This window comes from Micromonospora psammae (assembly GCF_036902725.1).
In the GTDB taxonomy this organism is placed as follows: Bacteria; Actinomycetota; Actinomycetes; order Mycobacteriales; family Micromonosporaceae; genus Micromonospora.
Genome location: NZ_JBAKHM010000011.1, coordinates 58,705 through 71,991 on the forward strand (window position 1 = coordinate 58,705; position 13,287 = coordinate 71,991).

General features: G+C 71.4%; 13 protein-coding genes. 8 read left to right on the forward strand and 5 right to left on the reverse strand.

Going from position 1 to position 13,287, the window contains the following annotated elements:
* Positions 1-67: 67 nt before the first annotated feature.
* The 3 genes from V6U79_RS15395 to V6U79_RS15405 all read right to left on the reverse strand — a co-directional run bounded on the left by V6U79_RS15395 (position 68) and on the right by V6U79_RS15405 (position 1,659).
* Positions 68-322, reverse strand: a complete 255-nt coding sequence (locus V6U79_RS15395; protein ID WP_088987488.1) for a Smr/MutS family protein — start codon at positions 320-322, stop codon at positions 68-70.
* Positions 323-430: 108 nt separating this feature from the next.
* Positions 431-799, reverse strand: coding sequence for a tetratricopeptide repeat protein (locus tag V6U79_RS15400; protein ID WP_334533120.1), 369 nt, complete (start codon positions 797-799; stop codon positions 431-433).
* Positions 800-888: 89 nt separating this feature from the next.
* Positions 889-1,659 carry an ROK family protein gene (locus V6U79_RS15405; RefSeq protein WP_334533117.1) on the reverse strand — a complete coding sequence of 257 codons (771 nt, stop codon included), beginning with the start codon at positions 1,657-1,659 and terminating at the stop codon, positions 889-891.
* Between the two features lie 126 nt (positions 1,660-1,785).
* On the opposite strand from V6U79_RS15405, the gene V6U79_RS15410 reads away from it, so the two are divergent.
* From V6U79_RS15410 to V6U79_RS15420, 3 genes are read left to right on the forward strand one after another with little or no spacing between them, the layout of a single operon-like run.
* Positions 1,786-3,423, forward strand: a complete 1,638-nt coding sequence (locus V6U79_RS15410; RefSeq protein ID WP_334533114.1) for an ABC-F family ATP-binding cassette domain-containing protein — start codon at positions 1,786-1,788, stop codon at positions 3,421-3,423.
* Positions 3,424-3,461: 38 nt separating this feature from the next.
* On the forward strand, positions 3,462-3,776 hold the full coding sequence (locus V6U79_RS15415) for a hypothetical protein (protein ID WP_334533111.1): 315 nt from the start codon (positions 3,462-3,464) through the stop codon (positions 3,774-3,776).
* 60 nt (positions 3,777-3,836) lie between these two features.
* Positions 3,837-4,562, forward strand: a complete 726-nt coding sequence (locus V6U79_RS15420; RefSeq protein ID WP_334533108.1) for a methyltransferase domain-containing protein — start codon at positions 3,837-3,839, stop codon at positions 4,560-4,562.
* Positions 4,563-4,581: 19 nt separating this feature from the next.
* Here the strand turns inward: V6U79_RS15420 and V6U79_RS15425 are convergent, their stop codons facing one another.
* The gene (locus V6U79_RS15425) at positions 4,582-5,595 is read right to left on the reverse strand and encodes a LacI family DNA-binding transcriptional regulator (protein WP_334615033.1); all 1,014 of its coding nucleotides are present in this window, start codon (positions 5,593-5,595) and stop codon (positions 4,582-4,584) included.
* 141 nt (positions 5,596-5,736) lie between these two features.
* On the opposite strand from V6U79_RS15425, the gene arfA reads away from it, so the two are divergent.
* Genes arfA through V6U79_RS15450 form a run of 5 tightly spaced genes read left to right on the forward strand, consistent with a single transcriptional unit; the run spans position 5,737 to position 11,432 of the window.
* Positions 5,737-7,248: an arabinosylfuranosidase ArfA gene (arfA, locus tag V6U79_RS15430; protein ID WP_334533104.1), complete on the forward strand. Its 1,512-nt coding sequence runs from the start codon at positions 5,737-5,739 to the stop codon at positions 7,246-7,248.
* 42 nt (positions 7,249-7,290) lie between these two features.
* On the forward strand, positions 7,291-8,619 hold the full coding sequence (locus V6U79_RS15435) for an ABC transporter substrate-binding protein (RefSeq protein WP_334615034.1): 1,329 nt from the start codon (positions 7,291-7,293) through the stop codon (positions 8,617-8,619).
* Positions 8,620-8,633: 14 nt separating this feature from the next.
* The gene (locus V6U79_RS15440) at positions 8,634-9,587 is read left to right on the forward strand and encodes a carbohydrate ABC transporter permease (RefSeq protein ID WP_334533147.1); all 954 of its coding nucleotides are present in this window, start codon (positions 8,634-8,636) and stop codon (positions 9,585-9,587) included.
* A gap of 10 nt (positions 9,588-9,597) precedes the next feature.
* A complete protein-coding gene (locus V6U79_RS15445; protein ID WP_334533098.1) occupies positions 9,598-10,422 on the forward strand; it encodes a carbohydrate ABC transporter permease in 825 nt (274 codons plus the stop codon).
* On the forward strand, positions 10,419-11,432 hold the full coding sequence (locus V6U79_RS15450; RefSeq protein ID WP_442933391.1) for a glycoside hydrolase family 43 protein: 1,014 nt from the start codon (positions 10,419-10,421) through the stop codon (positions 11,430-11,432). Before V6U79_RS15445 ends, V6U79_RS15450 begins: the two co-directional genes overlap by 4 nt.
* Positions 11,433-11,493: 61 nt before the next feature.
* Here the strand turns inward: V6U79_RS15450 and V6U79_RS15455 are convergent, their stop codons facing one another.
* On the reverse strand, positions 11,494-12,990 hold the full coding sequence (locus V6U79_RS15455; RefSeq protein ID WP_442933390.1) for an amino acid permease: 1,497 nt from the start codon (positions 12,988-12,990) through the stop codon (positions 11,494-11,496).
* Between the last annotated feature and the right edge of the window lie 297 nt (positions 12,991-13,287).

The window sequence follows — 13,287 nt, forward strand, 5'->3', positions numbered from 1 at the left end:
CGGGCGCGGCACCGCGCCGCGTCTGACCGATCGCCACCCGGAAGTCCCGCCGGCCCAGACGGGGCTCCTACTTCCACCGGAAGTGGACGAAGAGCCGGCCGAAGTTCTTCGAGTCCTTCTCGACCCGGTGGTAGAGCTGCTTGACGTCCTTCTGGTCGAGGAAGCGCAGCACCCGCTTCTTGAGCTGGCCGGAGCCCTTGCCGGGGATGATCTCCACCAGGGTGGCCTTCTTCGCCACCGCCTCGTCCATGATCCCGCGCAGCGCCCGGTCGATGTCCTGGCCCTTGTTGAAGATGTCGTGCAGGTCCAGCTTCAGCTTCATGCCCGGTCCACCACCAGCTCAGGTCCCATCCCGCAATGGTAGGTGGGGCGACCCCGCCTCCCGGAGACGCGTCGGGGCGGCCCGGACGGGCCGCCCCGAGGGTCAGCGTCAGCGACCGAGGCCGACCCGGGTCTCCACCCGGCGCAGCGCGGTCGTGTAGTCGTCGTTGGTCGAGTTCATGGCCGCGGCGATCCGCAGGTGCCGCAGCGCGTCGGCGTGCCGGTTCAGCCGCTCCAGCGTCCGGCCCAGCACGTGGTGGGCGTAGTGGTCGCTGGGGTCCCGGTCGACCAGCTCGCGCAGCTGCTCCTCGGCCCGGTTGAGCTGGGCCGACTGGAAGTACGCCCGGGCCAGCAGCTGCCGTACCGAGGAGTTGCCGGGCTCGGCCTCGACGATCGGTTCGAGCAGCCGCGCCGCTCCGGTCGGGTCACCCGCTTCGAAGTACATGGTCGCCCGCCGGTACTCCGCCAGAAGATCCATCCGACCCACCTCCTCGTGTCGAGCCGCCTCTGCTCCGACGCTGGCACAACATCAGCCGCGCCGCGAGTGTTCCTGCGACGGGAATCGCCTCAGGGGGTGGCGCCGTGCCGGTCCGCGACCAGCTCCCAGGCCCGGACCCCGCCGATGATCCCGGCGGTGTTCGGGACGACCACGACGTCGTCGCCCATCCGGGCCAGTTGTTCCGGGCGGATCAGCCGCGAGTTGCCCCCGCCCAGGTAGAGCCGGTCCCACCGGAACACCGGCCGGAGCCCGTCGACCACCTGTCGGATCCGCCGGGACCAGAACGCGTCGCCGAGTCGCCGCCGCTCCGGCTCCCCCACGTACGTGTCGTAGGTGGTGCCCCAGCGCACCGGGGCGTGCGACAGCTCCAGGTGCGGGGCGAGCACCCCACCGTCGAAGAGCGCGCTGCCCAGCCCGGTGCCGAGGGTCAGCACCAGTTCACAGCCGGTGCCGGCGACCACTCCGGCGCCGTGCACCTCGGCGTCGTTGAGCACCAGCGCCGGCATTCCGAAGGCCTCGGCGAGCGCGGTACGCGCGTCGTAGCCGGACCACTCGGCCAGCAGGTCCGGGTCGACCCGGCTGCGCGGGCCGGACCGGGTCACGTAGTGCGGGGTCGCCACCACCACACCGTGCCGGATCATCCCGGGCATGCCGACGGTCACCCGGTCCGCCGTTGGCAGCCGGCCGCCCAGCTCCAGCAGCGTCTTCACGAAGAGCCCGGGCGACAGCGGGTACGGGGTGGGCACCCGCAACGGCCGGGCCCGCATGGTGCCGGCGGCGTCCAGCACCGAGCCCTTGATCCCGCCGCCCCCGCAGTCGATCGCCAAAGTGGTCACCACGCCAGTGAGTCTCCCTCGCGTCCACCCCGCCGCCTTCTCCGCCCGCCGATCCGCGGGAGATCGCGGTGGAACGATCTCCCGCGGCACCGATTTCCCCTGGATCGCGCGGGATAGGCTCGGCTCCTCATGAGCGCCACGTTGATCATCAAGGACCTCGCAGCCGGGCACGGTGACCGGTTGCTCTTCTCCGACCTCGAGCTGGTGGTCGCCCCGGGGGACGTCGTCGGGCTGGTCGGGGTGAACGGGGCGGGCAAGTCGACGCTGCTGCGGACCCTCGCCGGGCTCCAGCCGGTGGAGCTGGGCAGCGTCTCGCTCAACCCGCCGAGCGCCACCGTGGGCTACCTGCCGCAGGAGCCGGAGCGCCGGCCGGGCGAGACGGTCCGCGACTTCCTGGCCCGGCGTACCGGGGTCACCGAGGCGCAGGCGGTGCTGGACGCGACGGCCGAGGCGCTGACCGCGGGCGGCCCGGGCGCCGACGACGCGTACGCCGAGGCGTTGGAGCGCTGGCTCGCCCTGGGCGGCGCGGACCTGGAGGAACGCGCCGAGCAGGTCGCCGCGGAGCTGGGGCTGACGGTCGACCTGGACCACCCGATGACCGGCCTCTCCGGCGGCCAGGCGGCCCGGGCCGGGCTGGCCTCGCTGCTGCTCAGCCGGTACGACATCTTCCTGCTCGACGAGCCCACCAACGACCTCGACCTGGCCGGCCTGGAACGGCTGGAGCGGTTCGTCACCGGGCTGCGGGCCGGCACCGTGCTGGTCAGCCACGACCGGGAGTTCCTCACCCGCACCGTGACCCGGGTGCTGGAGCTGGACCTGCCCCAGCAGCAGGTCCGGCACTACGGGGGCGGCTACGCGGCGTACCTGGAGGAGCGGGAGGTGGCCCGCCGGCACGCCCGCGCCGACTTCGAGGAGTACGCCGACACCCGCGCGGCGCTGGAGGCCCGGGCCCGCACCCAGCGGGCCTGGATGGAGAAGGGCGTGAAGAACGCCCGGCGCAAGGCCACCGACAACGACAAGATCGGCCGCAAGTTCCGCAGCGAGGCCACCGAGAAGCAGGCGGCGAAGGCGAAGCAGACCGCACGGCTGATCGAGCGGCTGGACGAGGTCGAGGAGCCGCGCAAGGAGTGGGAGCTGCGGATGGAGATCGCCGCGGCGCCCCGCGCCGGGGCGGTCGTGGCCGCGCTGCGCGGGGCGGTCGTCCGCCGGGGCGCCTTCACCCTCGGACCGGTGGACCTCCAGATCGACTGGGCCGACCGGGTGGCGATCACCGGGGCGAACGGCTCCGGCAAGACGACCCTGCTCGCCGCGCTGCTGGGCCGGCTGCCGGTGGACGAGGGGCACGCCGCGCTCGGCCCCGGCGTGGTGGTCGGCGAGGTCGACCAGGCCCGCGGGCTCTTCCTCGGCGACCAGCCCCTGCTGGACGCGTTCGGCGCCGCCGTACCCGAGCTGAACCCGGCGGACGCGCGGACGCTGCTGGCCAAGTTCGGCCTGCGCGCGGCGCACGTGCTGCGGCCGGCGGCGACCCTCTCCCCCGGCGAGCGGACCCGGGCCGCGCTGGCCCTGTTGCAGGGGCGTGGGGTGAACCTGCTGGTGCTGGACGAGCCGACCAACCACCTGGACCTGCCCGCGATCGAGCAGTTGGAGTCGGCGCTGGCCCACTATCCGGGGACGCTGCTGCTGGTCACCCACGACCGGCGGATGCTGGACGCGGTGAGCGTCAACCGGCGGCTGCGGGTGGACGCCGGACGGATCGCCGAGGATTGATCCGTGCCGGCGGGCGCGCGCGGGGTGAGAATGACCTCATGCTCAAGTGGGAGTACGCGCTGCTGGTCCGGCGCCGCCAGGCGGCCACCACCGACGTCGGCTGGGAGGTCGTCTTCATCTGGTACGGCCCGGACGGCTCGATGATCGACGTGACGCCGTACGGCGACACCGCGCTGGCCCACCTCAACCGGGCCGGTGACCAGGGCTGGGAGCTGGTCGCGATGAGCGAGGACCCCTCCCTGCCCGGCAACAACGAGCTGCACCGCTACCACCTGAAGCGACCGAAGGCCGCGACGCCGCGCCAGCGGGTCCGGGGCGCCGGCCGCACTGCCCGGCGGACCATCTCCGGCTGAACCGGCCGGTGGTGAGGCATACCGGGCGGCGCTGCGGGTAACGGCCGGCGGGAGGTGGCCATGGTCGCGCTGGCGCAGACACCGCCCTCGGCCGACCGGCTGCGGGCGATCGACGGGTTCCTCGCCGAGTCCTGGGCCGACCAGGCCCGGCACGACGAGCGGCTGCGGGGCCTCGCCGTGGAGGTCCGGTTCGACCGGGGTGTCGCCCACCTGACCGGCGAGGTGGCCGAGCCGGCCGAGCTGCGGCTGGTCCGGGCGCTGGTGGGCCGGCTGGCCGGCGTGTACGGGGTCTGGGACCGGGTGCGCGTCGACGGGCGGGACCCGGTGGTGGTGGACCTGGGCTGCGGCGGCCAGAAGCAGTACCCGACGAACCTGGGCCTGGACATCTTCCCGGCGCCCGGGGTGGACGCGGTGGCGGACCTCTCCGGTTCGCTGCCGCTGGCGACCGACTCGGTCGACGCGCTCTTCGCGGTGCACATCCTGGAGCACCTGATCGACTTCCTGCCGCTGGTGGACGAGTGCCACCGGGTGCTCCGGCCGGGCGGCGTGCTGCACGTGATGAGTCCCTGGTGGGGGCATGTCAACGCGGTCGCCGACCCGACCCACGTACGCCTGCTGGACGTGCAGACGGTCAAGGGCATCTGCGGCCAGCGCCCACCGGGCACCCCGCGCTGGTATCCGCTGCACGCCGGCTGCGACGGCGCCTCGATCTTCGCCGACCTCACCCCGCTCGCCCCGGGCGCCGAGGGGCCGACCCCCACCCAGCTGGCCCGCTTCTTCGACTGACCGCGCCCGTCGGTGGTGGTCAGGCGGTGGCGGGCCGGGTGGATTCGCGCGGGGTCAGTTGGTAGGGGACCTGGAGTTCGCGTGGGGGCGCGGCGCGGTCGCCGTTGAGGCGCCCGGCCAGGAGTTCGACCGCCAGGCGGGCGATCCGCTCCTTGTCGGGGGCGATGGTGCTGAGGGTGGGGATGGAGAAGCGGCCGTCCTCGATGTCGTCGAAGCCGGCCACCGCGACGTCCTCGGGCACCCGCAGGCCGGCCTCGTGCAGGGCACGCAGCGCGCCGAGGGCCAGCGTGTCGTTGAAGCAGAAGACGGCGTCGGGGCGGGCCCCGCTGTCGATCAGTTGCCGCATGGCGGCGGCGCCGTCGGCCCGGTGCCAGGCCGGCGCGGGCGCGACCAGCCGGTCGTCGTACGCGATGCCGGCGTCGGCGAGCCCGGCGGCGTAGCCCTCCAGCCGGAGCCGGGCGCTGGCCCCCTCCGGGGTGCGTTGCGACCCGATGGCGGCGATCCGGCGGCGGCCCAGACCGGCGAGGTGGCCGGTGATCTCCCGGGCGGCGGCCACGTTGTCGATCACCACGTGGTCGGCCGGGCCGTGGTCGACCCGCTCGCCGAGCAGCACCATCGGCATGCCGTCCAGGCCGGCGAGGTCGTCGGCGGTGAGCGCCAGCGGGCTGAAGATCAAGCCGTCGATCATGTGGTCGGCGATGCCGGAGGCGGCCACCCGCTCCTGCTCGGGGCCGCCGCCGGTCTGGTCGATCAGCACCGTCCAGCCGTGCTCGGCGGCGGCGACGACCACGTGCCGGGCCAGCTCCGCGAAGTACGGTATGTCCAGTTCGGGGACCGCCAGGGCGATCACCCCGGTCCGCCCCTTGCGCAGATTGCGGGCGGAGAGGTTGGGCCGGTAGTTGAGTTCGGCGATCGCCTCCTCGACCCGGGCCCGGGTGTCCGGTTTCACGTGCAGGTAGCCGTTGACCACGTTCGAAACGGTCTTGACCGACACTCCGGCCCGTTCGGCCACGTCCTTGAGCCTGTGTCGCACGCTCTCGTCCCTCCTGCGGGTAACCGCCTCGGACTCTATCGTGTAACGAACCCTTTACAACGTTGCTTACAACGTTGTAGAAACCGTAGGGACGGAGTGACTCCTGGTCACCCGGCACAGTGAACGGAAAGGTGGCACCCCTTGCGCAGTGCTCAGCTGACGATCGACCCGGCCTTCGCGATCGGACCCGCGGACCGGCGGCTCTTCGGCTCGTTCGTCGAGCACATGGGGCGCTGCGTCTACGGCGGGGTCTACGAGCCCGGCCACTCCACCGCCGACTCGCGAGGCCTGCGCGGCGACGTGCTCGACCTGACCCGCGAGCTGGGCGTCTCGGTGGTCCGCTACCCGGGCGGCAACTTCGTCTCCGGCTACCGCTGGGAGGACGGCATCGGCCCGGTCGGCGACCGGCCGCGCCGGCTCGACCTGGCCTGGAAGACCATCGAGACCAACGCCTTCGGGCTGGACGAGTTCATGACCTGGGCCGCCGAGGCCGGCGTCGAGCCGATGATGGCGGTCAACCTCGGCACCCGCGGCGTGCAGGAGGCGCTGGACCTGCTCGAGTACTCGAACCACCCGGGCGGCACCCAGCTCTCCGACCTGCGCCGCAAGCACGGCGCGGAGGACCCGTACGGGGTGCGGCTCTGGTGCCTGGGCAACGAGATGGACGGCCCGTGGCAGGTCGGCCACAAGACCGCCGACGAGTACGGCCGGCTCGCCGCCGAGGCCGCCCGGGCGATGAAGATGATCGACCCCTCGATCAGCCTGATCGCCTGCGGCAGCTCCAACCGGCGCATGCCCACCTTCGCCTCCTGGGAGGCGACCGTGCTGGAGCACACCTACGAGCACGTCGACTACATCTCCGCGCACACCTACTACGACCCGTCCGACGGTGACCGGGCCAGCATCCTCGCCTCGGCCGTGGACATGGACAACTTCATCACCGAGGTGGTCGCCACCGCCGACCACGTGGCGGCGAAGCAGCGCCACAAGCGCAAGCTCAAGATCTCCTTCGACGAGTGGAACGTCTGGTACGAGTCCCGCCTCCAGGCCGACCTGGACCGGCGCGGCTGGGTCGAGGCGCCGGCGCTGATCGAGGACGACTTCACCGCCGTCGACGCGGTGGTGGTCGGGGACCTGCTGATCACGCTGCTCCGGCACGCCGACCGGGTGGGCGTCGCCTGCCAGGCGCAGCTGGCCAACGTGATCGCCCCGATCCGGACCCGCAACGGCGGCCCGGCCTGGCGGCAGAGCATTTTCCACCCGTTCGCGCTGACCGCCCGGTACGCCCGCGGCACCGTGCTGCGCACCGAGCCCATCTCGCCCGACTACGAGACGAAGAAGTACGGCGCCGTCCCGGTGCTGGACACCGTCGCGGTGCACGACGAGGAGACCGGCGAGCTGACCGTCTTCGCGGTCAACCGGGGCTCCGACGACCTCCCCCTGGACCTCGACCTGCGTGGCCTGCCGGGCCTGCGCGGGGTCGAGCACCTGAGCCTCGCCGCCGGCGACGACCCGGAGGCGATGAACACCGAGGCGGAGCCCGACCGGGTGACGCCGCGGGAACTGCCCACCCCCACCCCCGACGGCGGTCGGTGCTCCGTGCGCCTGCCGGCGGTCTCCTGGAACGTCCTGCGCTTCGCGCCCCGGCTCTGACCAGGTAATACTTTAATCCGTCCCCCCCAAGGAGAGAACCGCATGATGCAGAACGAAATGAGCCGGCGGCGCCTGCTCGGGCTCGGCGTCGGCCTCGGCGCGGCCGCCTCGCTGACCCTCGCCGGCTGCGGTGGCGGCAGTGCCAGCAAGTCCACCGCCTCCGGCAACGGCGGCAAGGACTACACCGGCCCCAAGGTCTCGCTGAACCTGTGGAACGGCTTCACCGGCGGCGACGGGGACATCTTCAAGAAGCTGGTCGAGCAGTTCAACTCCGAGCACCAGAACATCGCGATCGCGGTGAACACGTACCGGTGGGAGGACTACTACAGCAAGCTCCCCGGTGCGGTCTCCAGCGGCTCCGGCCCGGACATCGCGGTCATGCACATGGACCAGCTGGCCACCTTCGCCGCCCGCGGTGTGATCACCGAGCTGGACGACGTGTCGAAGGCGTTGGAGCTCAGCGAGGGCGACTTCGCCCCGACCGTCTGGAAGGGCGGGCTCTACAACAACAAGCGGTACGGCATCCCGCTGGACATGCACCCGCTCGGCTTCTACTACAACAAGGCCGTCATGCAGAAGGCCGGCCTGGACCCGAACAAGCCGCCGACCACCCGCGACGAGTACACCGCGGCGCTGACGGAGCTGAAGAAGTCCGGCATCCAGGGCTTCTGGATCAGCCCCTTCCAGTTCACCGGCGGCATGACCTTCTACTCGCTGCTGCACCAGTGGGGCGGCACCCTCTTCGACGCCGAGGTGGCCAAGGCGACCTTCAACTCGGAGCAGGCCGTCGAGGCGTGCACCTGGCTGGTCGACCTGATCAAGCAGGGCCACTCCCCGGCGAACGTCGGCCAGGACGCCGACTACCTGGCGCTCAAGAGCGGCAAGAACGCCTTCAACTGGAACGGCATCTGGCAGATCAACGACATCGCCAAGGACCCGAACGCGCAGATCGGGGTCGCCCCGCTGCCACAGATCGGCACCCAGCAGGCCGCCTGGGCGAATTCGCACAACTTCACCATCGTCAAGCAGCGCAGCGCCGACAACAACAAGATCTCCGGCGCGAAGGTCTTCATCAACTGGCTCAGTGAGCACTCGCTGGACTGGGCCAAGGGCGGCCAGGTGCCGGCCCGCAAGGAGGTCCGCGAGGGCGCCGAGTTCAAGGCGCTGCCGCAGATCTCCGCGCTCGCGCCGGAGCTGGACTACGCGGCGTTCCCGCCGGCCTCCCCGGGGCTCGGTGAGGTGATGACCACCTTCTACAACTCGTTCAACGAGGCGGCGCTGGGCAAGAAGTCCCCGAAGCAGGCCCTGGACGACGGTGTCGCCAAGGCCAACAAGCAGCTCGAGGACAACCGCAAGAAGTACGGGAGCTGAGTCCCTTGGCGGACGTGATCGAGGTCGGGGCGGCGCGCAAGGACGCGCCGCCCCCGGCGGTCGGGAAGACCCGCCGGGGCGTGTCGAACCGGGGCAACCGCGCGACCCCTTACCTCTTCCTCGCGCCGTACCTGCTCCTGTTCCTCACCTTCGGCCTGCTGCCGATCCTCTTCGGTGTCTGGCTGAGCGTGCACCAGTGGGACCTGCAACTGCCGTACCGGCCCTTCGTCGGGCTGGACAACTACAAGGACCTGTTCGACAGCGAGTCGGCGATCTACGGCGACTGGTGGTCGAGCGTCCGGGCCACCGCGATCTTCACGGTCTTCTCGGTGCCGCTGCTGGTGGTCATCCCGCTGGGGCTGGCCCTGCTGCTGAACAAGTCGTTCCCGGGCCGGACGTTCTTCCGGGCGATCTACTTCGCCCCGTACGTCCTCGGGGTGGCGGTGATCGGTCTGCTCTGGCGATTCCTGCTGGACGCGAACCTGGGCCTGGTCAACCGCCTGCTCGGCCTGGTGGGGCTGCCGGCGGACACCCCGTGGGTGACCGACGTGCCCTGGGCGTGGGTGTCGCTGGTCGGGGTGACCGTGTGGTGGACCTCCGGGTTCAACGCGGTGATCTACCTCGCCGGCCTCCAGGACATCTCGCCGGAGCTCTACGAGGCGGCGAGGATGGACGGCGCGAACGGCTGGGAACGGTTCCGCAACGTCACCCTGCCGGGGCTGCGCCCGGTCATGCTCTTCGTGCTGACCACCACGATCCTCGCCTCGGCGAACGTCTTCGGTCAGTCCTTCCTGATCACCCAGGGCGCACCGGGCCAGCAGACCCGGACCGTGGTGTGGCGGATCGTCGACGAGGGGCTACGGGACAACGACGCCGGCCGGGCCGCCGCGATGAGCATCGTCTTCGCGCTGGCGCTCACGGTGATCAGCCTGATCAACTTCCGGTTCTTCCGGTACCGGGAAGACTGAGGGGCCGACCATGACGACTCTCCGCCGATCCGCGCGCTACGCGGTCCTGGTGCTGCTGGCCCTGATCTTCCTGACCCCGCTGGTCTGGATGGTCATCACCTCGATCAAGACCTACGGCGACGCACAGAAGATCCCGCCCAGCTTCGTGCCGAACCCGTTCTCCACGTACGGCTACGAGCAGATCCTCAGCAACGCCTCCAACCCGGTGCTGCGCTGGTTCTTCAACAGCATGCTCGCCGCCACCCTGCACTCGCTGCTGGTGCTGGTGACCGCCTCGATGGCCGCGTACGCGCTGGCCCGGCTGCGCTTCCGCGGCCGGGGCGTGGGCTTCGCGCTGATCGTGGGCACCCTGTTCATCCCGCCCACCTCGCTGATCATCCCGAACTTCGTGATCGCCGACCGGCTGGGCTGGCTCGACACCCTGACCGTGGTGATCGTGCCGGGCGCGGCGAGCGCGTTCGGGGTGTTCTTCCTGCGGCAGTTCTTCATCTCCATCCCCCCGGAGCTGGAGGAGGCCGCGGTGCTGGACGGCGCGAACCACTGGCAGATCTTCACCCGGGTGCTGCTGCCGCTGTCGAAGCCCGCCCTGGCCACCCTGGCGGTGCTGTCGTTCCTGACCAACTGGAACGACTTCCTCTGGCCGATCTACGTGCTGTTCAGCCCCGAGCGGCTCACCCTGCCGCCCGGCCTGGGTCTGCTCCAGGGCGCCTACGTCAGCGACTACCCGGTGATCATGGCCGGGGCGGTGCTGGCCAGCGTGCCGGTGCTGATCCTGTTCGTGCTGGCACAGCGGCACATCATCCAGGGCGTGTCGCGCAGCGGCCTCAAGGGATGAGGCCGGTGTCCCGGCGACGTGGTGCGGCGGCGGTTCTCGCCGCCGCACTGCTCGTCGCCGGGTGCGGCGACGAGCCGACCCCTTCGAGTACGCGGAGCGACCCGACCATGTTCACCAACCCGGTGGTACGCGCCGACGCCCCCGACCCGCACGTGATCCGGGCCGGAGACGCCTGGTGGCTCTTCCACACCAACAGCGGCGGGCGCAACGTGCCGGTGCTGCGCTCGACCGACCTGGTCGACTGGAGCGCGGCGGGCGACGCCCTGCCCGAGCTGCCCGACTGGGCCGACGCCGGCAAGACCTGGGCGCCGGAGGCGATCCAGCTGGCCCCGGACCGGTTCCTGCTCTACTACACGGTCGCGGGCCGGGAGTCCGGCCGGCAGTGCGTCGGGCGGGCGGTCGCGAGCAGCCCGCAGGGGCCGTACCGGGACGACTCCACCGGGCCGCTGATCTGCCAGGCGGAGCTGGGCGGGGCGATCGACGCGAGCCCCTTCCGGGACGCCGACGGCAGCCTGTGGCTGCTCTGGAAGAACGACGGCAACGCCATCGGGGTGGACACCTGGCTCTGGTCCCAGCGCCTCTCCGACGACGGGCTGAGCCTGGTCGGCGAGCCGACGAAGCTGCTCAAGCAGACCGAGCCGTGGGAGGGCACCCTGATCGAGGGGCCGTTCTTCCACCGGCAGGACGGGAAGCTGTACCTCTTCTTCGCCGCCAACGCGTACGACAAGGCCGAATACGCCGAGGGGTACGCGGTCTGCGAGAGCCCGACCGGTCCCTGCGTGAAGGCCGCGGAGAACCCGATCCTGAAGACCAACGAGGTCGCCTCCGGCCCCGGCCACGCCTCGATGGTGGTCAAGGACGGCCGGACCTGGCTGGTGTACCACGCCTGGCCGCCCGGCCAGGAGGGCACCACCGACCCGGGCCGTCAGGTCTGGCTGGACGAGGTGACCTGGACCGACGGCAGGCCGACCGTCAAGGGGCCCACCGGCGGCCCGCAGCCGCGCCCCTGAGTGCGTGAAAAGGGCCCCGGTCATCGCCGAGCGATGACCGGGGCCCTTTTCGTGCGAGCGGTCAGCTGCCGGCGGCCGGCTGCCGGGGTTCGGGGGCGACGCCCTGCCCGCGGGCGGCGAGCCGGTTGCGGCGGTAGCCGTAGCCGAGGTAGATGACCGCGCCGAGCGCCATCCAGATCAGGAACCGGATCCAGGTCTCCACCGACAGGTTGAGCATCAGGTAGAAGCAGGCCAGCGCGGAGACGATCGGCAGCACCGGGGAGAACGGCACCGTGAACGGCCGGTCCAGGTCGGGGCGCCTGCGGCGCAGGATCGGCACCGCGATCGAGACGATGACGAAGGCGCAGAGCGCGCCGATGCTGACCAGGTCGGCCAGCGCCGACAGCGGCAGGAAGCCGGCGAGCAGCGCCACCGCCACGGTCATCACGGCGGAGATCCGGTACGGGGTGCCCCAGCGCGGGTGCACCTTGGCGATCGAGGGCGGGATCAGGCCGTCCCGGGAGATGGCGAAGCCGATCCGGCCCATGGCCACCAGGTCGACCAGGATGACGCTGGTCAGGCCGGCGACGGCGGCGATGGAGACGAGCGCCCCGGCCCAGCCGGCGCCGACCGCGTTGAAGGCGGAGGCGATCGGGGCGCCCCGGTCGATCTCGGTGTACGGCACCATGCCGACCACGACCAGCGAGACCCCGATGTACAGCACGGTGGAGATCAGCAGGGTGCCGAGCAGGCCCAGGGTGAGGTCGCGCCGGGGCCGGCGGGCCTCCTCCCCCAGGTTGGCCACCGCCTCGAAACCGGTGTAGGCGAAGAAGACCACCGCGGCGGCGCTGAGCACCCCGACGAAGCCGAAGACCGACGGCTCCAGCCCGAACAGCGCCTGGGTGACGGGCTGCTTGATGCCGTCGTCGCCGCCACCGGCGGGCTCCGACGGCGGGATGAACGGGGTGAGGTTGGCGGCCTTCACGAAGAACAGACCGGCGACCACGATGAAGACGCAGATGGCGACCTTGACCAGCACCAGCAGGTTGGTCACCCGCGCGGACTCACGGACGCCGACGATCGCCACGATGCCGAGCAGCAGCACGATGCCGATCGCGCCGACGTTGACGATGCTGCCCTCCTCGCCGAACCAGGCGGTGGGCAGCCCGAGGAGTTCGGCGAGGTAGCCGGACCAGCCACGGGCCACCACCGCCGCACCGAGCGCGAACTCCAGCAGCAGGTCCCAGCCGATGATCCAGGCGACGACCTCGCCCATGGTGGCGTACGCGTAGGTGTAGGCGCTGCCGGCGGCCGGCACGCTGGAGGCCAGCTCGGCGTAGCAGAGCGCGGCGAGCAGGGCGACCACGCCGGCGATGGCGAACGAGATCACCACGCCGGGTCCGGCGCTGTCGCGCGCCTCGATACCGGTGAGCGTGAAGATGCCGGTGCCGATCACGATGCCGATACCGAAGCCGGTGAGGTCGCGGGCGCCGAGGCGGCGCCGGAGCCCCGGTGTGCCGTCGCTGCCGTCGGCCTCGCTCTGCGCTATGACGTCCTTGATCGGTTTGGTACGCAGCATGGACAACCCGAGCACTCCTCCCCACCGTGCGACCACCCTGGTGGCGGCCGGTGACCGGCGATGCTACCCAGCACAGACCCTCGCCAATCACGACTTCTCGCCCCAACCCGGCATTGACCCGCCGTGTGCATCTCGTCACTTTGCGTCGCGCGGGTCGCGCCGCTGGACCCGCCGGGGCTCCGGTATCCGGACATCCAGGTCAGACCCTTGCGCTGAACCCGTACGGTGTGAAAATTTTCTACCAGCGGCACATAGCCGGCGGCGAATCTTGCCGACGGGTGGCCGCCACCCACGGGA